This is a genomic window from Embleya scabrispora (assembly GCF_002024165.1).
Classification (GTDB): Bacteria; Actinomycetota; Actinomycetes; order Streptomycetales; family Streptomycetaceae; genus Embleya; species Embleya scabrispora_A.
On record NZ_MWQN01000001.1, the window covers coordinates 328,189 to 349,078 of the forward strand.

Sequence of the window (20,890 nt, forward strand, 5' to 3'; positions counted from 1 at the left end):
GTGCGTTCGGCGCGGGCGCGGCAGGCGCGGCGCCGTCACCCTTCCGCGCCGGCGAGGAAGTGCCTGACATCGGCCGCCAGCACCGACAACTGCTCCCCCGCCGCCAACACCGTCGTCGCCGAGGCGGTCCACCGGCCGTCGGCGGTACGCCACGGCCGCAGTTCCCAGGTGAGTTCGACCCGGCCCCCCGACCGGAACACCGCCTTGACGGTCAGGTCCCGATCGTCCGTACGCCAGGTCCGCTCACCGTCCCACCCGCCGAAGTCCCGGGCGAGGTCCGTCAAGAAGCCGTCGATCTCGGTCGCCTCACCGCTCCAGCCCACCACCCGATCCAGGCGCGCGGCCAGCCCGCGCCCGCACAACTCGACCGTGTAGTTCACCAGTCGCGACGCCGGGGAGTGCGCGACGGCGACCTCGTCGTCCGGACTGAACGCGTCCCGAAGACATATTCGGGTATCCCGGTCGTCGGCACACCGAACAACCACGTCGCGCGCGGCGCTCGACTCGTCCGGCTCGTTCGTTTCATTCGCCGCGTCGAAGTGGGGATGCATCCGCCGAACCGTAGGGCAGAGCAGCCTCCCCCGTCATTCCGGTTACCCCGAAGCCCGCCCCGGGCGGGGGACCTCACCGCCGTGCCGCGTGGGCGCGGCGGCCCCGACGAGCGGACCGCCGCGCCCACGCGGATTACCGGGGTTGTGCATCACCTGCCGACGTGGGGCCAGGGGTCCCGGGCAACGTCAGTGCGACGCGGCGACGGACCGGGTCCATGTCCAGGATCTCGACCCGCAACACGTCGCCTTCGCGACGGATGGAATCCGGCGCATCGGCCGCGTGTTCCGGGAGTTCCACGTTGTGCAGCAGACCCTCGATGCCGTCGGCGATGCGGACGAACGCGCCGAACGGGACCACCTTGGTCACCAACCCCGACAGGGTCCGGCCTCGGGTATGGGTTGCCGCGAACTCTTGCCATGGATCGGGCAGGAGTGCCTTCAGCGACAGGGAGACGCGTTGCCGGTCGAGGTCGACGTCCAGGATTTCGACGCTGAGTTCGTCGCCGACCGAGGCGATCTCCGAGGGATGGGAAACGTGTTTCCAGGTGAGTTCGGCGACGCTGATCACGCCGTCCACTCCGCCGATGTCGACGAAGACGCCGAAGTTCACGATCGCGGAAACGATGCCGGTCCTGATCTCGCCCCGGCGCAGACCGCGCAGGACGTGGAGCCGGGTTGCCTCACTGATTTCTTCTCGGTTGTGGCCCGTCATCTACCGGGCTCGCAGGGAATCATCACGTCGGGGACCGTACCCCGAGCAGTCACGATTCGTCCACCGTCGACCGGGGCGGGCCGGCAACTCCGTTGCCCGCCCCGGGACTTGGCATATCCGTCGGCTCAGGTTCGGGCGCGGTCCACTCGGCCCTCGTCCCATACCGGGCCGTCCGTTTCGCGGACGTGGCCGTCCTGGCCGAAGACCATGAAGCGGTCGAACGACGAGGCGAACCAGCGGTCGTGGGTGACTGCCAGGACCGTGCCGTCGAAGGCCTCCAGCGCGTCCTGAAGGGCCTCCGCCGAGACCAGGTCCAGGTTGTCCGTCGGCTCGTCGAGCAGCAGTAGGTTGGCGCCGGAGAGTTCGAGCAACAGCACCTGGAATCGGGCCTGTTGGCCGCCGGACAGGGTGTCGAACGGCTGCTCCGCGCCGTAGGCCAGCTCGTACCGGTCGAGCACCCTGGCCGCACCCTCCCGGCCCAGGCCGCTGCGATGTTCGTCGCCCCGGCCGAGGATGTCGACCAGGGTCTTGCCCGCGAACTCCGGATGGTCGTGCGTCTGCGCGAACCACCCGGGCCGCACCCGCGCGCCGAGCCGGGCCCGGCCCGTGTGCGCGACCGGCGCGATCACCGTGTCGCCGACCGGCTCGTGCTCGGCCTCGGGATCCGTGCCGCCGGCCGCCAGCAGCCGCAGGAAGTGCGACTTGCCCGAGCCGTTGGAGCCCAGCACCGCCACCCGGTCGCCGTACCAGATCTCCGTGTCGAACGGCTTCATCAGACCGCTCAGTTCCAGCGCTTCCGCGACCACCGCCCGCTTGCCGGTGCGCGACCCGCGCAACCGCATCTTCACGTCCTGCTCACGCGGGATGTTCTGCGGCGGGCCGATCTCCTCGAACTTGCGCAGTCGGGTCCGGGCGGCCTGCAACCGCGAGGCCAGGCCGTCGTTGTACGCCGCCTTGGTCTTGTACATCAGGACCAAGGCCTTGAGCTTGGCGTGCTCTTCGTCCCACCGGCGGCCCAACTCCTCGAAGCGCTCGAACCGCGCGCGCCGGGCCTCGTGGTAGGTGGCGAACGAACCCCCGTGGATCCAGACCGTATTGCCCGCCGCGCCGAGTTCGATCGTGACGATGCGGTCGGCCGCGCGCGCGAGCAGTTCGCGGTCGTGCGAGACCAGCAGGACCGACTTCTGGCTCTCCCGCAGCGACTGCTCCAACCAGCGTTTGCCGGGTACGTCGAGGTAGTTGTCCGGCTCGTCGAGGATCAGCACCTCGTCCGGCCCGCGCAGCAGCGCCTCCAGGGCCAGCCGCTTCTGCTCGCCGCCGGACAGCGTGCGCACCTCGCGCCACTTGGCGATGTCGTAGGTGGTGCCGAGCGCCGCCTGGCAACACTGGTCCCACGCCGGCTCGATGTCGTAGCCGCCGGCATCCCCGAACTCGGCCAGCGCACCGGCGTAGCGCATCTGGTGCTTCTCGTCGTCGTGCTCCATCAGCGCGAGTTCGGCGTCGTCGACCGCGCGCATCGCGTCGCGGATCCGCGGCGGGGCCAGCGAGACCAGCAGGTCGCGCACGGTGGACGCGTCCCGGATCCGGCCGACGAACTGCGGCATGATGCCGAGCCCGCCCGTGCGGGCCACCGCGCCGCTGTCCGGTTTCAACTCGCCCGTGATGATCCGCAGCAGCGTGGTCTTGCCCGCGCCGTTCGCGCCGATCAGCGCCACGGTACTGCCGTCACCGACCCGAAAGCTCACGTCATCGAGCAACAAACGTCCATCCGGCAGGGTCAATGAGATGGCGTTGACATCGATGTAGCCCATGGTGTGCGCGCGTCCTTCGTCCTGCGGTCGGGGTGGAGCGATCGGAGGTGAGCGGTCGGGAGTGGATCCGAGGGTGACATCCCTTACTACCGGCTCGGCGCCGGACGGGCCAACATATTTCGGGCTCCGTCACCACCGTGGCGCCTCGATGCCGCGCTCCGTACCCGATCGAGCGACCCGCCCGCCCGCCGACCGACCCCGCCAACCGGCGGCCGACCCACGACACCCCTTTTCGCATAGTGCGTCTCTTGCTTCGCGCATCGCGCCATGGAACGTTGACGGCCGATCGGTTTCCGGCCGGTCGTCCGCTCCCATGCCGTCCCATCAAGGAGTCGCAGTGGCGCACACGGAAGCGCAGCACATCGCCCGGCAGGTGGCCCTCGGCGAGCGCGATCCGCTGAGGTTCGGGGTGTTCCTGGCCCCGTTCCATCAGGCGGGGCGCAATCCGACCCTGCTGCTCGAACAGGACCTCGCCCTGGTCGAACATCTGGACCGGCTCGGCTACGCCGAGGCGTGGATCGGCGAGCACCACTCGGGCGGCTGGGAGATCGTCGCCTCCCCCGAACTGTTCATCGCGAGCGCCGCGGCCCGAACCCGGCACATCCGCCTCGGCACCGGCGTGGTCTCGCTGCCGTACCATCACCCGCTGCACGTCGCGGACCGCATGGTCCTGCTCGACCACCTCACCCGCGGCCGGGTCATGCTCGGCGTCGGCCCGGGCCAACTCGCCTCCGACGCGCACATGCTCGGCATCGACACCGCGCGCCAGCGGGCCATGATGGAGGAATCCCTCGAAGCGATCGTGGCCCTGCTCGCGGGCCGCGAGCCGGTGACCAGGGAGAGCGACTGGTTCACCCTGCGCGACGCCCGGCTACAACTGCGGCCCTATACACACCCGTCGTTCGAGATCGCCGTCGCCGCGACCTTCTCCCCCGCCGGACCGCGCACCGCCGGCCGGTTCGGCGCCGGCATGCTCTCGATCGCCGCGAGCCAGGAGGGCGGCTTCGACGCACTCGGTTCGCACTGGGGCATCGCGAACGAGGTGGCCGCGCGCCACGGGCGGACCATGGACCGGTCCGCGTGGCGGCTGATGGGCATGATGCACATCGCCGAGACCGAGGAGCAGGCGCGCCGCGAGGTCGCGTACGGCCTCGAAGGCATCCAGAACTATCAGGCGAAGGTGCTGCCGATCCCGCTCGACGCGGACGCCCCGCTCGCGCAGCGCATCGATCGGGGCAATGCGACCGGTTCGTTCATCTGCGGCACGCCGGAGATGGCGATTCGACAGATCGAGCGGTTGTGGCAGAAGTCCGGCGGTTTCGGCACCTACCTGTTCATGGGTGCCGACTTCGCCGATCCGGCGGCTACCAGGCGGTCGTACGAACTGATCGCGCGCGAGGTGATCCCGTACTTCACCGGCGCCGCACACGGCCCGATCGCGTCCCAGGACTGGCAGGTCGGCCTGTCCGAGACCTGGCGGGACCGGACCGCGCAGGCGGTCGGCGGGGCCGTGAAGGACTACGAGAGCACGAAGGGGGCCTCGACGTGAGCGGGCGGGCGAACGCGGCCGGGTCGGCCGGTGCGGGTCGGATCGAGGGCAGGGTCGCGCTGGTGACCGGCGCCGCGGCGGGCATCGGGCGTGCCGTCGCGCGCCGGTTCGTGACCGAGGGCGCCGTGGTGGTGGCCGGGGACGTGGATGCGGACGGACTGGCCGCGCTCGCCGAGGAGTTGGGCCCGGAGCGCTGCCGCACCCGGTTGTGCGACGTGACGGTCGAGGACGACGTGGCCGCGCTGGTACGGGCCGCCGTGGACGACTTCGGCGGCCTGGACATCGCCGTGGCCAACGCGGGCGGCGGCACCGCGGCCGAACTGGCCGACCACGACTACGCGGCCTGGCGCCGGGTCGTCGACCTGTGCCTGAACGGCGCGTTCCTGACCGTCAAGCACGCCGGCCGCGCGATGCGCGCGCGGCCTGACGGGGGCGGCTCGATCGTCACCATGGCCTCGCTCAACGCGGTCCAGCCCGGTCGGGGTATGGCCGCGTACTGCGCGGCCAAGGCCGGCGTGGTCGCGCTGACCGAGGTGGCGGCGCTGGAGTTGGGGCCGGCGGGCATCCGGGTGAACGCGGTGGCGCCGGGCCTGGTCCGCACGCAGGCCACCGCCGGCATGTGGCATGTCCCGGGCGTGGTCGAGGAGTACGTGGCCAACGCCCCGCTGGGCCGCTTCGCCGAACCGGAGGAGGTGGCCGCCGTGGTCCTGTTCCTGGCCTCCGACGAGGCGGGCTTCGTCTCGGGCAGCACGTACGGGGTGGACGGCGGCGCCCGGACCCGCCGCTACCCGGACCTGATCGCGGCATTGGAGCGGCTGTCGGGGACGTGAGCCGGGACGAGGGCGGGCCGAGGACCGGCCCAGGCCGAGCGAGCGCCGACCGGGCGCCCATGGAGGGCGATCCGACCGGCGCGCACCCTCCCCGCCGTTCCGTGATCAAGCGGCTGATCAGGGATGAAACGAATCCCGGGGTTCCCGTTCCGGTTGCTGACGCAGCGTCAAGTTTCTGATCGGTAATGGCGCTATCGCCTTCGAATGGTCGTCCGCGCGATCGGTTGGCGGCCTGGTCCGGCCGGGTTCGACCTCTTCGATCGGAGGCGGTTTTCCGGCCTCGAACCCGGGCAACCCATGGGCACCGAACGGGAACGGGAGGGGACCTGACACCCCCGATGCGCGACGGCGCACCCCCCATCCCGTGGGTATGAAGGGCGCCGACGGCCGGGTCCACTCCCCCGTGCCCGGCCGTCGGCCGCCGGCTCTCGACGAAACGCCCACGCGGCGTCACGGCCCCGACGATTCGGTCCGCGTGGCGGTCGGCACACGGCCGGTCACCGCTACCGTCCGGGAGCCGGCCGCGCCGCGCCGACGATGCAGGGCGGCGAGCACGGCGACCCCCAGGCCGAACAGCACCAGGACCCCGACGCTCCCGCGGAAGGCGATCTCCCAACGGGCGTCCGCCCGTTCGTCGCCGAGCAGGGCGAAGAAGACCGAGGTCGCGGACGCACCGCCGAGCACGCCGCCCATCTCCTGCGCCGTACCGATCACCCCGGACGCGGCGGCCACCCGCCCCGGACCGACTCCCACGAGTACCGCCGAGGTCAACGGAGCCAACACCAGGCCCATCCCGGCACCGGCGACCAGCAGGCCCATCGACAACACCGCGACCGTCCCCGTCGCGGTCGCGCACCCGGCGGCCCCGATCCCCGCCGCCAGCAACAGCGCCCCGGCGGTCGGCAGTCGATCGCCGAACCGGCCACAGCACCGCCCGGTCCCGGCCGCCGCGCCCAAAAAGCCGACGTTGATCGACGCGGCCACCGCACCGGATGCCAACGGCCCGTATCCACACCCGAGTTGGAGGTACAGCGGCAGGATCGTGGACAACGCCGCCGAAGTCCCGAACAACAACCCGAGCGCGGCCACCCCCGCCGGAAACCCCCGCTGCCGAAACACCGTCGGGTCCACCAGTGGCCGCCGCCCCGCCCGTACCCGCCCCCGCTGCTGTCGCGCCAAAACCACCGCCGCACCGATCGCCCCCAGGATGCACGGCAGTTGCCCCGACACCGCGCCGCCGCGCAGCAACGCCCAAGCGGCGCAACCCAGTCCCACCGCGATCAGCAACGCACCCACGGGGTCGAGCGCCCCTCGACTGCGGACGGCCGGCCCCGGCGCCGGAACCGAACGCGGCGTCGACACCAGAGCCGCCACCCCGAGCGGCAGATTGACCAGGAAGCAGGCCCGCCACCCGAGTCCGACCGGATCGGCGGCGATCAGCAGCCCGCCCACCACCTGACCGCTGACCCCCGCCAGCCCGACGGTCGCCCCGTATCTCCCGAACGCCCGCGCCCGTTCGGCGCCCGCCGGGTACAACACACCGATCAGCACCAGCACCTGGGGCGCCATCAACGCCGCCGCCCCACCCTGCGCAACCCGGAAGCCGACCAGCCACGCCGCGTCCGCGGCCAGCCCACAACCCGCCGAGGCGGCCGTGAACAGGGCCACGCCGACCAGGAACACCCGCCGCTGACCGTAGAGTTCGCCCAGTCGCGCGGCGGTGATCAGCCCGGCGGCGTAGGCCAGTCCGTACCCGGCGACGACCATCCTCAGCGCACCGGCCCCCGCGTCGAGGTCGCGTTCGATCGCGGGCAGCGCCGCGTTCACCACGAAGAAGTCGAGCGTGGTGACGAGTACCGCGCTCAGCAGCACCGGCAGCGCCCACCGCGAACGCCCCGGCGCAGGCGGATGAGGGTTCCCCGGGCCGGGGACGACGGTAGACACGAGAGGCTCCACTTTCGACGTGCACGCACGGCACGAGCGACACCGGCTGCACGGGCGGTAGGACGACGGCGATCGCGTGACGCAACCGCGCACCTCGATGCAACCGCTCGGCACGCCCCCGTGCCGGCGCATATCGGCCATCACGTTGCCACCCCGGCCGATCCGGCCCGACCCCCCGAACTCCGGGCCTCGCCGCCCGACCGCCCTCAGTGCACGTCGATCCCCCGGAGGTGCCGCATGTCGTTGTAGCGGATCCCCCGCAGCCGCCCGTCCCGGACCCGCCAGCGGGAAATGGACGCGTTGCCCACCGGGTCGGTCCGCACCAGCCGGTCGACGTCGGTCTCGGTCAGCCCCTCCAGGACATAACGCAACATCAGGACGGTCGCGTCGTGCCCCACGATCAGCACATGCGCACCCGGCGCCTCGTGCCGGAGGTCGGTCAGCAGCGTGCGCAGCCGCAGCGCGACATCGGCCAACGATTCGCCGCCGGGCGGACGGTAGTAGAGGTCGCCGACGCGCCGCCGCCGCTCGGCCTCCTCCGGGTACAGCCGTTCGATGGCGGCGGCCGTACGCAGTTCCAGCACGCCCATCTCCCGGTCGCGCAACCGCTCGTCGCGTCGGGGTGGGGGCAACAGCAGGCCCATCCGGGCGGCTTCGCGGGCGATGATCCGCATCGTCGAACGGGCCCGGCGGTACGGCGAGACCAGGACCACGTCCGGGGTCTCCCCCCTGAGCGCCAGCCGCCGCCCGACCGCGCCGGCCTGATCCTCGCCGCGCGCGCTGAGCGCGATGTCGGCGTCGCGGCCGACCACCGACGGATCGAACTCGCCGGCCCCGTCCGGCTCCTCCGCCTCCCACCCGTCCACCGAATCCGCCGCGCCGCCGCCGGACCCGGCGGCGGCGGAGCGGGCGGCGGCGGAGCGGGCGGCGGAGCGGGCCGCCGCCGCGGCGAAGGCGGCGTTCGCCGTGCTTTCACCGTGACGTACGGCGACGATTTCGGCCGGCCCGAAGGGCGCGGTGTCCGATGTGCCGACCACGGTGCCCCCTGAGCCTCGTCCCTGTCATCGTTCTCACCGCCGGGGCGGCCCCGAAACGCGCCGGCCCGTCAAACGACCACGCCGCGGGGCCGATCACCCCCGACTCCCGCTCCCATCCGCCCCGACCGCACGCCCGGTCGGGTCATCCCATGTGACACCGCCCGACTTATGTGATCATCAATCCGGGTGTCCGGATAATCTGACGCCATGATCGAACCCCGCGTCGCCCTCGTCACCTGCGCCGAGCTGCCCGATCTCGACCCGGACGACCGTCTGCTCATCGCCCCGCTGGCCGCGCACGGCATCCGCGCCGAGAGCGCCGTATGGAGCGACCCGGCGGTGGACTGGGACGCGTACGACCTCGTGGTGCTGCGCTCGGTGTGGGACTACCCGCCGCACCGCAAGGAGTTCGTCGAGTGGGCCGCGCGTGTGCCGCGCCTGGCCAACCCGGCGGCGATCGTGACCTGGAACACCGACAAGACCTACCTGCGCGACCTCACCCGGGCCGGCCTGCCCGTGGTCGAGACGATGTGGCTGGAGCCCGACTCGACCGTGACGCTCCCCACCTCCGGGGTGCACGTGGTCAAGCCGGCCATAAGCGCCGGGTCGCGCGACACCGAGCGGTACGACCTGGCCTCCCCCGAGGAACGCGCGCTCGCCGCCGGGCACGCCACCGCCCTGCTCGCCGACGGCCGCACCGTCATGGTCCAGCCGTACCTGGAGGCCGTCGACACCGTCGGGGAGACCGCGCTCGTCTACTTCGACGGCGTCTTCAGCCATGCCGTCCGCAAGGGCCCCATCCTCGACGGCACCGGCGAGTTGATCGACGGCCTGTACAGGGCGGAGACGATCGAGCCGCGCGAGCCCTCCGCCGCCGAACTCGCGGTCGGGGCCCGGGTCCTGACCGAGATCCCGATCTCCCCGCCGCTCTACGCGCGCGTCGACCTGATCCCCGCCGCCGACGGCACGCCGACCCTGCTGGAACTGGAGTTGACCGAGCCGTCGCTGTTCCTGTCCCACGCCGAGGGTGCCGCCGACCGCCTGGCCGCCGCGATCGTGGCCGCGCTGCACACAGACGCGTAGCCCCGCACCGGCCGCACGTACCCGCGGGCCCGATCACGCCGGTCGGGCCCGCCGAAAATCCGTCGCCGCCCGCCCCCGACCTGCGTAGCGTCGGGATCGGCGGTCGAGGTCACCGCCCGAAACCGACGTACGCGGCGACGGAAAGGCGACGTGATGGATCGGCGGACTCCGCAGGAGCGCAAGCGCCTGAGCTATCTCAAGGACCGGCGCAACAGCTACGGCGAGAACGACAAAAGCTCCCGCCGCAACATCCGCCGCAACAAGGCGGCGGTCCACAGCGCCAACCGCCGCCACGAACACCTGGTGCTCGCCGCCCTGGTCGGCGCACGCGACACCGGCGGGGCCGAGGCCATCGCGGATCGCCTCTACGTCAAGCGCCCCAAGCGGTGGAGCAAGGCGGCGGACCAACCACTCGCCGAGGCCGTCGAGTACGTCCTGGAACGCCGCGTCCGCCTCGGCATCGACGACGCCGCCCGGGCCCGGCAGCGCATCCACCGCATCCACCGCCGCCTGACCCGCCCGCACTGAGCAGAACCCCGGACCGCGCAGCCGCGCCGTCCCCGGCCTGTCGAAACCGGTACGCCCGCGTCGGCCGAGGGACGATGGGGCCATGAAGCACGACATTTCCCTTGAATGGGACAGTGACCCGCGCGCCGACCTGCGGGCCGCGACCGAGGTGTACGCCGCCGTCGGCCTCCCGGCCCCGACGGCGTCCGCCGATGCCGCCACCCCCGCCGATCCCGGCCACCGCATCGGCACGGTCCGCGCCCGCCGCGACGGGCGGCTGCTCGGCTGGGTGAGCCTGTACGGGAACGGCGAGGCGGGTGTCACCGCCCAGGGCGAGCGCGCGGACCGGCTCGCCCGCCGCCTGGTCCACGGCTCCTACGGCGCGAATCCCGGCGTCACCACCGAGGAGCGGGCCGCATTCGTGTCGATGTACCGGCGAGCCGCCGAGCGGGCCCGCGCCGGCGGCGCGTCCATGCTGCACTGGAGCGGTACCGACACCGGCCCGGAAGGCGACGCCGCCCGCGCCCTCGGAGCCCGCGCCACCGGCGAGATCGCCCGGATCTGGACCGTGGACCCGCGCGGCTGGTGGGCCCCGGGCGGCCTGCCCGCGATCCGCGTCCGCACCCTCTCGCCGCCGCTCGTGGGGCTGATCGGCGAGGGCGCCGAACTCACCGTCGACGTCGCCGACGACCTGGCCTATCTCAACGCCGGCGAGGCGATCACCGCCCCCGGCGTCGCCCCCGACATCCTCGGCGCACTGGTGGCCGCGCTGGTGGACCTGCTGCGCCGGGAGCGGCCCGACGTCCGCGAGTTGGCCGTGTTCGAATTCGACGGCGACACCGAGGGCGCGGTCCGCCTGGCCCTGCCCCTCGCCGGCCTGCGCATCGCGCACCGCGTGGTGGACTTCGAACTCCCGCTCACGTAGCTCCCGTCCGCCCGAGGATCGAACCGCGCCCGGCCGCCTCCACCGTCACGTGCGACGGTACGTCGCCACCGACGTCCCTCCGGCAAGCACCGTCCCACCCGTGTGGGTGAACGCGTGTGCCCCGAACACACCCGACATCATGGGGATTCCACTGCCGATCAGGACCGGGTAGGTCTTGATCACCAACTCGTCGATCTCGTCGATCAGGCTGCCCGCCAGACGCCCCCCGCCGGCCAGCCAGATGCCCTTGCCGCCCGGTTCGGCCTTCAACTCGCGCACCTTGGCGATCGGGTCGCCGGCGATCAGGGTCACCGCGGGGTCGGGGCTTTCGGTGATCGTCTCGGTGACCACATAGCTCCGGAGATGGCCGTACGGGTTGGCGAAGCCCTCCCGCATGCCCGGCTCGTAGGTGGCCCGACCCATCACGACCGTGTCGAAGTGCCGGAACTCCGTGTCCGGGCCGACCCCCATGTGCGGAGCGAGGTGCGTCGGCAACGTCTCCGGATATTCGGCGACCAGGTGTGCCACCACATCCTCCCCGACCGGGAAGAAGTCGTAGCCGCCGTCCCGGTCGGCGATGAAGCCGTCGATGGTGGCGCCGATGAAGTAGGTGAGCTTTCGCATGCGGTCTCTTTCCATGGTGCGTTCCGAGCCGGGCGACGGCTCAGCAAGATGACTACAGTTATAGTACTTCACCTGTAGTGGTGCAACCCTCGAGCCGGGAAAGTTCTCTCACCAGGGGCGTGAGTCCGGCCCCGGCAGCGGACGCAGTCCCGGCCAGGACGCCAGCAGACGTCCGCGCAACTCCCGTGCCAAAAGCCCCAGTTCGTGCAACGGCTCGGTCGCGGTGTCGGCGACCACGCCGAGCCGGTGCACCAGCCGCTCACGGGCCGAGATGTAGCCCCACTCGAAGTCCTGCACCGGCACCCGGTCCAGGTGGTCCACGCTGTCCCGGTGCGCCCGCTCGACCAGCGCGTCGCCCCGGATCAGCCAGCCCGCGCAGGCATCGGCGACGGACGCCCGCGGGTCGAGGTCGCGGCCGGTCTGCGCCCGCCAGGTCGCCGCGTAGACCGCCTCCGCCTCGGCCGACTGCGGTCCGGGCAGCGACATCGCACACCAACAGGTGGGGAATCCGATCCGCAGATAGGCCAATTCGATCAACCCGTCGCCCAGGGCGGCCTGCTCGAAGTCGACGAACCGCACCCCGTCGCCGGTCCGCAGGTCGTTGCCCGGACACGGATCGCCGTGCAACAGCGCGTACGAGCCGGCCGGGTCGAGCCGGGTCAGCAGGGCGGCCAACTCGGCGGCCACGCCCGCCGGGATCGGTACCTCCAAGGTCGCGGCCAACCGCAGGAACGACTCGGCGTCGGCGGCGGTCGGCGCCCGCCAGGCCGGCAGCGCGTCCGCGTCCTCCGGCCCGGTGAGCGCATGCAGCCGGGCCAACGACTCCGCGTAGCCGGGCAACCAGTCGTCGGTGGGCCCGAGATCGTCCAGATACTCCAGCACCATCACGCACGCGTCGGGATCGGCGGCCAGTACCCGAGGTCCCAGCGGCCCCCGCTCGGCCAACCGCAACCCGGCCACCTCACGGGCGAAGCGCTCCGACGCGCCGTCCCGGTTGTCGCCTCCGTCGGTGATCCGCTTGACGATCGCCCGCTCGCCGCCGAACTCCACCCGCCACACCCGCGAACGCGGGCTGCTGTCCAACAACTTCACCCGCTTCGGCGCACCCAGGCTCGCCCGCAATTCGTCACCGATCGGCACCCTGAATCTCATGAGTCACACCCTTACCCAGGCAACACCCCACCTCACCCGACCCGACCGAGGGGCCGGCGCCCTCACGGGTAGTCGAAGAACCGGATCCACCAGGTCGGCGCGTCCTCGACCGTGTAGTGGTCGGCGAGCCGGCTCGCCCCGTCGTACGTGGTCCGCAGCAGGTCCTCCGGCACGACGGTGTAGCCGAGGTCGTCGAGCGCGGCGGCGACCCGTTCCGTCTCCTCCGGCGCCACGTACGCGGGCGCCGCGCCGACGGGGTGGTCGTCCGGCGCGTCGACCCCGATCACCGCCAGGTCGCCGAAGTTGCTCACCACCAGGGTGATCCGCCCGGTGCCGGACAGCGCCGCCGCGGGCACCACGATCGCCCCGTGCCGACTCGCCGCCCCCGCCTCGCCCTCGACCGGACACCGGCAATCGAAGTCCGCGTCCAGACGCGCCACGAGCCGGTCGAACCGCTCGCGCGCGGCGTCGGGGTCGTAGTCCGCCGGGGCGGTCAGGTGGTCCGGGTCGTCCAGGGCACGCAACAGCGCCCAGGCGTGCTCGTCGTCCAGTGTCATCCTCAGCCGATCCGTATCCGATGCGCGGCGCCTGCCCGTACCCGACTCCCGGATCCCGCACACCCGGGCCCGTCCGACCGCTCGGTCGCCGCCCATACCCACGCGGGAGCGCCGGTGCGATGATCTTCCTCCGCAGCGGTATACACCCCGCCCGAACCGGTTCGCGAGCGCCCTGCCCGGGGCGGGCCGGGCTCGTGCGGCACGCTGTGGGTCCGTGCACCTCGTCCGCTCTCCGATCTGGTGGTGAATCCGGCATGACCGCCCTGGACCCGGCCATACCCGAGTCGGCCGGCCCCGAGTCCGCCGACCCCGCGCGAGTCGACCGCTCGGATCTGCAACGGCGGACCGTTCGTACCCTGATCGCCGCGCAGGTCGTCGGCGGCGTGGGCATGGGTTCGGCGCTGACCGTCGGCGGACTGCTGGCCGAGGACCTGTCCGGGTCCAAGAGTTGGTCCGGCGTGGCCACCACCGCGATCACCCTGGGCGCGGCGTTGTTCGCGCTGCCGATGTCGCGCGCCGCGACCCGGTACGGACGTCGCTTCGCGCTCACCGCCGGCTGGGCGGTCGCGGCGATCGCGGCCGGCGGGGTGATCCTGGCGGCGGTGCTCGGGTGGTTCCCGCTGCTGATCGCCGCGCTGCTCGTGTTCGGCGCCGGGACCGCCGCCAACCTCCAGTCGCGCTACGCCGCGACCGACCTCGCCGACGACGCCGGCCGGGCGCGGGCACTGTCGGTCGTGGTCTGGTCGACCACCGTCGGCGCGGTCCTGGGCCCCAACCTGAACGAGCCGGGCGCCGTGGTCGGCCGCGCCCTCGGCCTGCCGGAGTTGGCCGGTCCGTTCCTGTTCTCGATCGCCTCGTTCGCCGGTGCCGGGATCATCCTGTGGGTGGCGCTGCGCCCGGACCCGCTGCTCGTCGCGCGCGCCGACCTGGGCGACCGGGTGCCGCCCCGGGCCGGCCTGCGCGGGGCGTTCGCGGTGATCCGCCGGGCGCCGCGCGCGCTGCTCGGCCTGGCGACTGTGGCGTTCGGACACGTGGTGATGGTGTCGGTGATGGCGATGACACCCGTACACATGAAGGACCACGGCACCGCGTTGACCCTGGTCGGGCTGACCATCAGTCTGCACATCGCGGGGATGTACGCGCTGTCCCCCGTGGTCGGCTGGGCGGCCGACCGGTTCGGCCGGATCCCGGTGATCCTGGGCGGCCAGCTCGTGCTGCTGCTCGCGGTGTTCACGGCCGGTACCTCGGGCCACTCCACGTGGCGCACCATGGTCGGCCTGGTCCTGCTCGGCCTCGGCTGGTCGTGCTGCCTGGTCGCCGGCTCGGCGCTGCTCGCCGAGTCGGTGCCGGCGGGTGAGCGGCCCGGCGTGCAGGGAGTGTCGGACCTGCTGATGAACCTGGCCGGCGCGGCGGGCGGCGCGGTCTCCGGATCGGTCCTGGGCATGGCCGGCTACGGCGGCCTCAACCTGGTCGCGGGCCTGCTCACCGCCCCGGTCCTGTGTGTCGCGGCCGGCTTCGCGCTCGGTCGCGGTCGCCGCCGAACCGCCTGAGCCCGCATCCGCCCGAGGCCACACCCGCCGGCGCCCGCCGGCGCTCTCGCGCACCCGCCGCTGTTCCGCCCCCGGATGGCCCGTCCCGCTCGTGGCCTCCCCCGCTCGGCCATATGTTTGGACAAAATGTGCCAAATGGTCGCGGGTTTCCTGCCCGGGCCTTCCCGGAAGGGGCAGCCATGGTGCAGCGGGTGGTGGTCGTCGGAGCAGGGTTCGCGGGGTTCGAGACGGTGCGCAGGTTGGAACGGTCCCTCGGTCCCCGCGAGGCCGAGCTGGTGCTGGTCAGTCCGATGGACTACATGGTGTACCGCCCGCTGCTGCCGCAGGTCGCGGCCGGGGTGTTGTCCTCGCGCACGACGGCGGTGCCGCTGCACCGGATGTTCGACCGCACGCACGTGCTCCCCGGTGGCGTGATCGGCGTGGACCTGGCCGCGAAGGTCTGCGTGGTGCGCAAGATCTCCGGCGACATCGGCAACGAGCACTACGACAAGCTGGTCCTGGCCCCGGGCAGCGTCACCCGCACCTTCGACATCCCCGGCCTGACCACCTACGGCCACGGAATGAAGAACCTGGCCGAGGCGGTGTACCTGCGCGACCACGTGATCGCCCAGTTGGAGATCGCCAACTCCAGCACCGATCCGGCCGAGCGCGCCTCGCGCTGCCAGTTCATCGTGGTCGGCGGCGGCTACGCGGGCGTGGAGACCGCCGCGTGCCTGGAGATGTTGACCACCAAGGCGCTGCGGCACTTCCCGCGCCTGGACCCGGCGCAGGTGCGCTGGATGATCGTCGACATCGCGCCGCGCCTGCTGCCCGAACTCGGCGAGAACCTGGGCAAGGCCACCTTGCAGATGCTGGCCAAGCGCGGCGTGGACGTACGGCTCGGGGTCAGCGTGCAGGAGATCACCGAGGACTCGGTCACCCTGACCACCGGCGAGAAGTTGCCGTGCCGCACCCTGGTCTGGACGGCGGGCGTCACCGCGAGCCCGCTGGTCGGCACGCTGGGCACCGAGTTGGTGCGCGGCCGGTTGGCGGTCGCCGCCGATCTGGCCGTACCCGGGCATCCCGACGTGTTCGCGCTCGGCGACGCCGCGGCGGTACCGGACCTGGCCAAGGGCGACGGCGCGATCTGCCCGCCCACCGCGCAGTACGCGCACCGCCAGGCGAAGGTCGCCGCCGCCAACGTGGTGGCCGCGCTGCGCGGCCAACCGCTGAGCCCGTTCCGGCACAAGGACCTGGGCCTGGTCGTCGACCTCGGGGGCACCCAGGCGGTGGCCCGCCCGCTCGGTTACGAGATGCGCGGCCTGCCCGCCCAGGCCATCACGCGCGGCTACCACCTGCTGACGGTGCCGTCGATCCGGGCCCGCACCCGGGTGTTGTCCAACTGGATCCAGCACGCCTTCGCCGGCGACGACCTGGTCCGGCTCGGCTTCATGTCGGACCAGGACGGCCGGATGGGCAATCTGGAGAAGACCGACGCGTATCTGTCCGGCGACGAGATCACCGCCCGCACCGGCTCCCGCGCCGCGCACCCGTAGGCGGGGCGCGGCAGGCGGCGCCCGCCGCGGCCCCGGTCAGGTGTCGCGTTCGGCCCGCTCCTTCAGACCCTCCGCCTCCATCCGCAGATAGCGCCGGGTCAGATTGCCCGCGACCAGGCCGATCAGCGGAGTGAGCAGGCCGCTCTGGCGCAGGATCAGCTCCACCGTGACGCCCTCGTCGACCCGGATGCGGTGGTCGGCGAGGGACGTCACCCCGCCGCCGCGCGACGTCCAGGTGAACGATCGTCCCGGTTCGCATTCGGTGACCACCCATTGCGTGGTGGGCAGCCGGGGCTGCTTGACCCGGACCCGGCTGCCGACGCCGAACGGCTCCCGGTCCAGCCGGCGCACCTCGCTCATGGACGCGGTCCAAGTGGGCCAGCGCTCGACGTCCGTCAGGATCTCCCAGATCCGCTCGGCCGTCGCCTCGATGCGAATGCTCTCGTGGTACGTCACCGTGTCCCCATTCCGCCGGCGAACGCGCCGGTCACCGTCGGCCCATGGTCCCCACGAGGGGGAGGTGGGACAAGAGGGAGGCGTGTGGCTTCGAAGGGGGCGCGCATCGAGCGGACCGGGCACCGTGCGGGGTGCCGAGGGGTGCCGAGGTGGGTACACGGGGGCCATGAACGACGAGCGCACGGCGGCCCGGCTGCGCAACGCGCTGGTGGAGCGATTGCGGCTGGGCGGGAGTGTCCGCACCGAGGCGGTCGCGAGTGCGATGGCCGAGGTGCCGCGCGAGGTGTTCATGCCCGGCGGCACCTCGTCGGCGCGTGCGTACGAGGACCGGGTGGTGGTGTTGTCCATCGACGCGCGCGGGTTGCCGGACAGTACGGTCAGCCAGCCGGCGATGATCGCGCTGATGCTCGAACAGCTGGCCGTGCGGCCCGGGATGCGGGTGCTGGAGATCGGCACGGGCAGCGGCTACAACGCGGCGCTGCTGGCGCATCTGGTCGGGGCGACGGGCGAGGTGGTCAGCGTCGAGGTGTCCGCCGAGTTGGCGAGCGCGGCGGCGCGGCGGTTGGCCGGGCTCGGCACGCATGTGGACGTGCGGGCCGGGGACGGCTGGGCCGGCGTCGCGGACCGGGCGCCGTTCGACCGGATCGAGGCCACGGTGGGTGTGCCGGATCTGCCACCGGCGTGGGTGGAGCAGTTGGCCCCGGGCGGGGTGCTGGTCGCGCCGATGTGGTTGCGGCCCGGGTTGGAGTTGGCGGTCGCCTGGGAGCGGACCGAGGGTGCGGTGCTGACCAGCGTGTCGGTCGCGCGCTGCGGATTCCTGCAGTTGCGCGGACCGCACGCCGGGCCGGGGCGCACCCACGCGCTGACCGGCGATCTCGCGGTGATCGGCGAGGATCTGCCGCCGGCCGCGTTGGACGTGTTGCGCGACCTGATCGATCACGGCGCGGTGGACGCGGGTCCGGTGCTCGGCCCGGTGGACTCGCGGCTGACCGGGTTCGCGCTGGCGGAGCCGCGCTCGGTGTTGTTCCTGGGGCATCCGGGTGACGGCACGACGTGGGGGCTGTTCGACCCGGATCGGCCGGCGCTGGCCGTGTTGGTGCGCGATCGCATTCTGGTCTACGGCGATCGGGACGCGGCGGTCGAGTTGTACTACGGGGTGGCGGGCGCGCCGGTGGTGGACGCCGAGCGACTGCGGATCGAGGCGGTTCCGGCGGGTACCGCCTTCCCGCCCGCACCGCACCCGGACGGGCGGTCGTGGACGGTGGAGCGGGAGCGGTACCACTATCGGCTGACCGAGGTGTAGGCCCGCGCGCCGGGCGGCACGGGCGATGTGCGCGGCTACTGCTGCGGAAGCGCGCGAACGACCTGGCCGAAGCGGGCGGATCCGGTCAGGCTCGCGTGTTCGGGGCCCTTCCACTCGACCTCGAGTTCTTCCAGGATGCCCTCGTGCCACCAGAACATCCCGGCGGACAGGGGCTGTTGGTCCCGGGTCAGGGCCTGGGCGGTCTTCAGTACGAATCCGGCCATGCCCACCGTGCGCTGCGAGTTGAGCGGCAGCGCGAGCAGACAGTTGTCCACCGGCGCGCACACCAGGGCGCCGGCGCGCAGCGGGTCGCCGATCGCCTCGCCGAGGCGGAACAGTTGCGACGAGCCGGGCCAGCTCTGGCCGAGCAGCGAGTGCAGCGTGGCGCCCGGGGAGATCTCCATCGGCGTGCCGCCGAAGCCCTCCATGCGCAGGTTGGTCGCGGCCTGGAGCCACACGTCCTCGAGGGCCATCCCCCACTGCTGCAGCATCGGCGTCTCGATCGTGACCGCGGTGTCGTCCGGTCCCTTCACGCACGCCACGGCGACGATCTCGCCGCGCACACCCAGCGGCCACACCACGCTCCGCGCATCGAGGTGCGGGCCGGGGCGGCCGATCATCAGCCGCAGATTCTGCCTGATCCGCTCCGGCGGCGTGCTCATCAGGACACCGCGCACATCCTGTCCCCAGGCGGTGTTCTGCTGGCTGCGCGACTGGCGACGAAACAACGCCACGAAAAACTCCTAGCAAGGGGGTGCCGACCGGCCCTGACAAGTCATAGTCAACACCCGCCCCTCGACGCAACATCACCCGCACGCCCCCGCCTGTCGGCCATCGGCCCTGTACAGGGGACGCGACGGGTGACGGCCGGCCTACGGGGTGGGCGGCGCGCGGCGGGCGGCGGCGTGGCGGCGGCCGGTGGCCGGGCGGCGTGGCCGTGGTGTTGCCCGCGAGGCGGGTGGGGCGTGGGGGCCGGTGGGTCAGGCCTGGTGGGTGGGGAGGATGACCAGGTGGCGCAGGTTGACGTGGCGGGGGCGGGAGGTGGTGTAGACGATCAGGTCGGCCACGTCGGTCGGGGACAGGGCGCCGATCGTGTCGAACATGGTGCCGAGTTGGCCGGCCTCGCCCAGGGCGGCGTTGTCGATGTGCGAGCCGAGTTCGGTGTCGGTCAGTCCGGGCTCGATGTTGGTGACCCGGACGTCGCGCGGGCCCAGTTCGCTGCGCAGGGACGCCGACAGGTGGGTGAGCGCGGCCTTGGTCGCGCCGTAGACGGCGTAGTTCGGGAAGGTCACGTGCGCGCCGATCGAGGACACGTCGACCAGGTCCGCGGTGCCGCCGGCGGCCGCCGCGGCGACCAGGTCGGCGGTGAACGCCCGGATGATCCGCAGCGCGCCGGTGACGTTGGTGTCGATCATCCGGGTCCATTCGTCGATCCGGCCGTCGTCGAGCGGGTTGGGCAACATCACCCCGGCCGCGTTGACGACCAGGTCGACGCGGCCCAGCTCGGCCCGGATCCGGGCCGCGCCGGCGTCCACCGAGTCCTGGTCGGTGACGTCGACCGCGACGGCGAGCGCCGTACCGCCGCCGGCCTCGATCTCGGCGGCGAGGTCCTTCAACCGGTCCGCTCGGCGGGCGAGCAGGGCGACCCGCGCGCCGTTCGCGGCGAGCCGCCGGGCGGTCTCGGCGCCGATGCCGCTGGCGGCCCCGGTGACGACGGCGGTGCGGCCGGTGAGTGCGGTGTGGTTCATGAGGGGGTCTCCCGGGTTGATCCGTACTGCGTGACCTGCTGACTCGGACCACTGTGCCGCCGGCCCGCACGCACACCCAGAGCACTCGTTTACCTGGGTCCGGCCGTACCACCTTCGCGCCCGGTCGCCGCGTCGGCCGAGGGCCCGGCAGTAGAGTCCGATCATGAACGCCACGTCCACCGACACGTCCTTCGAGCAGCTGGGCGGGTTTCTGCGTGCCTGCCGCGCCCGGGTCGGGCCCGAGGAGGTCGGCCTGCCCGTGTTCGGCCGCAAGCGCCGGGTCGCGGGCCTGCGGCGCGAGGAGGTGGCGCAGCTCGCCGGTGTGAGCGTGGACTACTACGTGCGCCTGGAACAGGGCCGCGGACAGCACGTCTCGGACGCCGTGCTGGACGCGATCGGGCGGGTGCTGCGGCTGGATCCGACCGAGTACGCGCACATGTGGGATCTGGCCCGGCCGACCCGGGTGAGCGTGCGCCGGCCCGCGCCCTCGACCGCGCGGCCGGGCGTACAGGTGCTCCTGGACCGGATCGACGCGCCGACGTTCGTACTGGGCCGCTGCATGGACGTGGTGGCGTGGAACGCGCTCGCCGACGCGTTGATGGGGTTGAGCGCGATGGCACCGCACGCGCGCAACATGGCGCGGCACGCGTTCCTGGCCCCCGACGCGCACACCTTCTACCCCGAGTGGGAGGAGGTCGCCGCCGACACCGTCGGGTATCTGCGGCTGGACGCCGCGCGGCATCCCGGGGACACCCGAATGGCCGCCTTCGTCGAGGAGTTGTCCGCCGGCAACCCGCGTTTCCGCCCACTGTGGGACGCCCATCAGGTGGCCGAGAAGACGCACGGCACCAAGCGCCTGCGCCCCGCCGGCGGCGACCCCGTGGACATCACCTACGAGACGTTGTCCCTGCCCGGGGATCCGGATCTGCTGCTCGTCGTCTACACCACCGGGCCGCGCGCCGAGCCGGTCCACGCGAAGGCCGGCGCGGCGCTCGGGCGGGTCTGACCGCCGGCCC

19 protein-coding genes and 1 pseudogene are annotated in these 20,890 nt (G+C 72.6%); 9 read left to right on the plus strand and 11 right to left on the minus strand.

Translation table 11 applies throughout. The features are described from left to right. Positions 1 to 35: 35 nt before the first annotated feature. From B4N89_RS01560 to B4N89_RS01570, 3 genes and pseudogenes are all read right to left on the minus strand, one after another. Positions 36 to 551 (minus strand): DUF6228 family protein, encoded by a 516-nt coding sequence (locus tag B4N89_RS01560; RefSeq protein ID WP_235618425.1) that lies wholly within the window; start codon positions 549 to 551, stop codon positions 36 to 38. A 133-nt stretch (positions 552 to 684) separates the two neighbouring features. Then, positions 685 to 1,188, minus strand: a pseudogene (locus B4N89_RS01565) (S1 RNA-binding domain-containing protein); the annotation flags it as partial. Positions 1,189 to 1,388: 200 nt separating this feature from the next. Next, the gene (locus B4N89_RS01570) at positions 1,389 to 3,074 is read right to left on the minus strand and encodes an ABC-F family ATP-binding cassette domain-containing protein (protein ID WP_078974071.1); all 1,686 of its coding nucleotides are present in this window, start codon (positions 3,072 to 3,074) and stop codon (positions 1,389 to 1,391) included. Positions 3,075 to 3,411: 337 nt separating this feature from the next. On the opposite strand from B4N89_RS01570, the gene B4N89_RS01575 reads away from it, so the two are divergent. Further along, the gene (locus B4N89_RS01575) at positions 3,412 to 4,623 is read left to right on the plus strand and encodes an LLM class flavin-dependent oxidoreductase (protein WP_078974072.1); all 1,212 of its coding nucleotides are present in this window, start codon (positions 3,412 to 3,414) and stop codon (positions 4,621 to 4,623) included. Next, a complete protein-coding gene (locus tag B4N89_RS01580) occupies positions 4,620 to 5,453 on the plus strand; it encodes an SDR family NAD(P)-dependent oxidoreductase (RefSeq protein WP_078974073.1) in 834 nt (277 codons plus the stop codon). The genes B4N89_RS01575 and B4N89_RS01580 overlap by 4 nt, the downstream gene beginning before the upstream one ends. A gap of 450 nt (positions 5,454 to 5,903) precedes the next feature. On the opposite strand, the gene B4N89_RS01585 is transcribed toward B4N89_RS01580, so the two are convergent. Together B4N89_RS01585 and B4N89_RS01590 are read right to left on the minus strand one after the other, a co-directional pair. Next, the gene (locus B4N89_RS01585) at positions 5,904 to 7,397 is read right to left on the minus strand and encodes an MFS transporter (protein WP_161500585.1); all 1,494 of its coding nucleotides are present in this window, start codon (positions 7,395 to 7,397) and stop codon (positions 5,904 to 5,906) included. Between the two features lie 206 nt (positions 7,398 to 7,603). Then, on the minus strand, positions 7,604 to 8,434 hold the full coding sequence (locus B4N89_RS01590; RefSeq protein WP_101896972.1) for a histidine phosphatase family protein: 831 nt from the start codon (positions 8,432 to 8,434) through the stop codon (positions 7,604 to 7,606). A 207-nt stretch (positions 8,435 to 8,641) separates the two neighbouring features. Between B4N89_RS01590 and B4N89_RS01595 the strand changes: the two genes are divergently transcribed. From B4N89_RS01595 to B4N89_RS01605, 3 genes are all read left to right on the plus strand, one after another. Continuing rightward, on the plus strand, positions 8,642 to 9,517 hold the full coding sequence (locus tag B4N89_RS01595) for an ATP-grasp domain-containing protein (RefSeq protein ID WP_078974075.1): 876 nt from the start codon (positions 8,642 to 8,644) through the stop codon (positions 9,515 to 9,517). A gap of 153 nt (positions 9,518 to 9,670) precedes the next feature. Beyond that, positions 9,671 to 10,045, plus strand: a complete 375-nt coding sequence (locus B4N89_RS01600) for a hypothetical protein (RefSeq protein WP_078974076.1) — start codon at positions 9,671 to 9,673, stop codon at positions 10,043 to 10,045. 82 nt (positions 10,046 to 10,127) lie between these two features. Next, positions 10,128 to 10,949, plus strand: a complete 822-nt coding sequence (locus B4N89_RS01605) for a hypothetical protein (protein WP_078974077.1) — start codon at positions 10,128 to 10,130, stop codon at positions 10,947 to 10,949. 45 nt (positions 10,950 to 10,994) lie between these two features. Here the strand turns inward: B4N89_RS01605 and B4N89_RS01610 are convergent, their stop codons facing one another. The 3 genes from B4N89_RS01610 to B4N89_RS01620 all read right to left on the minus strand — a co-directional run bounded on the left by B4N89_RS01610 (position 10,995) and on the right by B4N89_RS01620 (position 13,282). After that, positions 10,995 to 11,573, minus strand: coding sequence for a dihydrofolate reductase family protein (locus B4N89_RS01610; protein ID WP_078974078.1), 579 nt, complete (start codon positions 11,571 to 11,573; stop codon positions 10,995 to 10,997). 108 nt (positions 11,574 to 11,681) lie between these two features. Continuing rightward, on the minus strand, positions 11,682 to 12,725 hold the full coding sequence (locus B4N89_RS01615) for a phosphotransferase (RefSeq protein WP_078974079.1): 1,044 nt from the start codon (positions 12,723 to 12,725) through the stop codon (positions 11,682 to 11,684). Between the two features lie 62 nt (positions 12,726 to 12,787). Beyond that, positions 12,788 to 13,282 (minus strand): hypothetical protein, encoded by a 495-nt coding sequence (locus tag B4N89_RS01620; protein ID WP_078974080.1) that lies wholly within the window; start codon positions 13,280 to 13,282, stop codon positions 12,788 to 12,790. 254 nt (positions 13,283 to 13,536) lie between these two features. Here B4N89_RS01620 and B4N89_RS01625 point away from each other — a divergent pair, with 254 nt between their 5' ends. Together B4N89_RS01625 and B4N89_RS01630 are read left to right on the plus strand one after the other, a co-directional pair. After that, positions 13,537 to 14,832, plus strand: a complete 1,296-nt coding sequence (locus B4N89_RS01625) for an MFS transporter (RefSeq protein WP_078974081.1) — start codon at positions 13,537 to 13,539, stop codon at positions 14,830 to 14,832. Between the two features lie 179 nt (positions 14,833 to 15,011). Further along, positions 15,012 to 16,367 (plus strand): NAD(P)/FAD-dependent oxidoreductase, encoded by a 1,356-nt coding sequence (locus B4N89_RS01630; protein ID WP_078974082.1) that lies wholly within the window; start codon positions 15,012 to 15,014, stop codon positions 16,365 to 16,367. A gap of 36 nt (positions 16,368 to 16,403) precedes the next feature. Here B4N89_RS01630 and B4N89_RS01635 read toward each other — a convergent pair whose 3' ends face one another. Beyond that, complete coding sequence (locus B4N89_RS01635; RefSeq protein WP_078979042.1) at positions 16,404 to 16,823, minus strand: SRPBCC family protein; 420 nt, start codon at positions 16,821 to 16,823, stop codon at positions 16,404 to 16,406. A gap of 166 nt (positions 16,824 to 16,989) precedes the next feature. Between B4N89_RS01635 and B4N89_RS01640 the strand changes: the two genes are divergently transcribed. Continuing rightward, on the plus strand, positions 16,990 to 18,126 hold the full coding sequence (locus tag B4N89_RS01640) for a methyltransferase domain-containing protein (RefSeq protein WP_161500586.1): 1,137 nt from the start codon (positions 16,990 to 16,992) through the stop codon (positions 18,124 to 18,126). Between the two features lie 35 nt (positions 18,127 to 18,161). Here the strand turns inward: B4N89_RS01640 and B4N89_RS01645 are convergent, their stop codons facing one another. Then, positions 18,162 to 18,860, minus strand: coding sequence for a hypothetical protein (locus B4N89_RS01645; RefSeq protein ID WP_078974084.1), 699 nt, complete (start codon positions 18,858 to 18,860; stop codon positions 18,162 to 18,164). A 246-nt stretch (positions 18,861 to 19,106) separates the two neighbouring features. Further along, the gene (locus B4N89_RS01650) at positions 19,107 to 19,874 is read right to left on the minus strand and encodes an SDR family oxidoreductase (RefSeq protein ID WP_078974085.1); all 768 of its coding nucleotides are present in this window, start codon (positions 19,872 to 19,874) and stop codon (positions 19,107 to 19,109) included. Positions 19,875 to 20,037: 163 nt separating this feature from the next. Between B4N89_RS01650 and B4N89_RS01655 the strand changes: the two genes are divergently transcribed. After that, positions 20,038 to 20,880 carry a helix-turn-helix transcriptional regulator gene (locus B4N89_RS01655; RefSeq protein WP_078974086.1) on the plus strand — a complete coding sequence of 281 codons (843 nt, stop codon included), beginning with the start codon at positions 20,038 to 20,040 and terminating at the stop codon, positions 20,878 to 20,880. Positions 20,881 to 20,890: the final 10 nt, after the last annotated feature.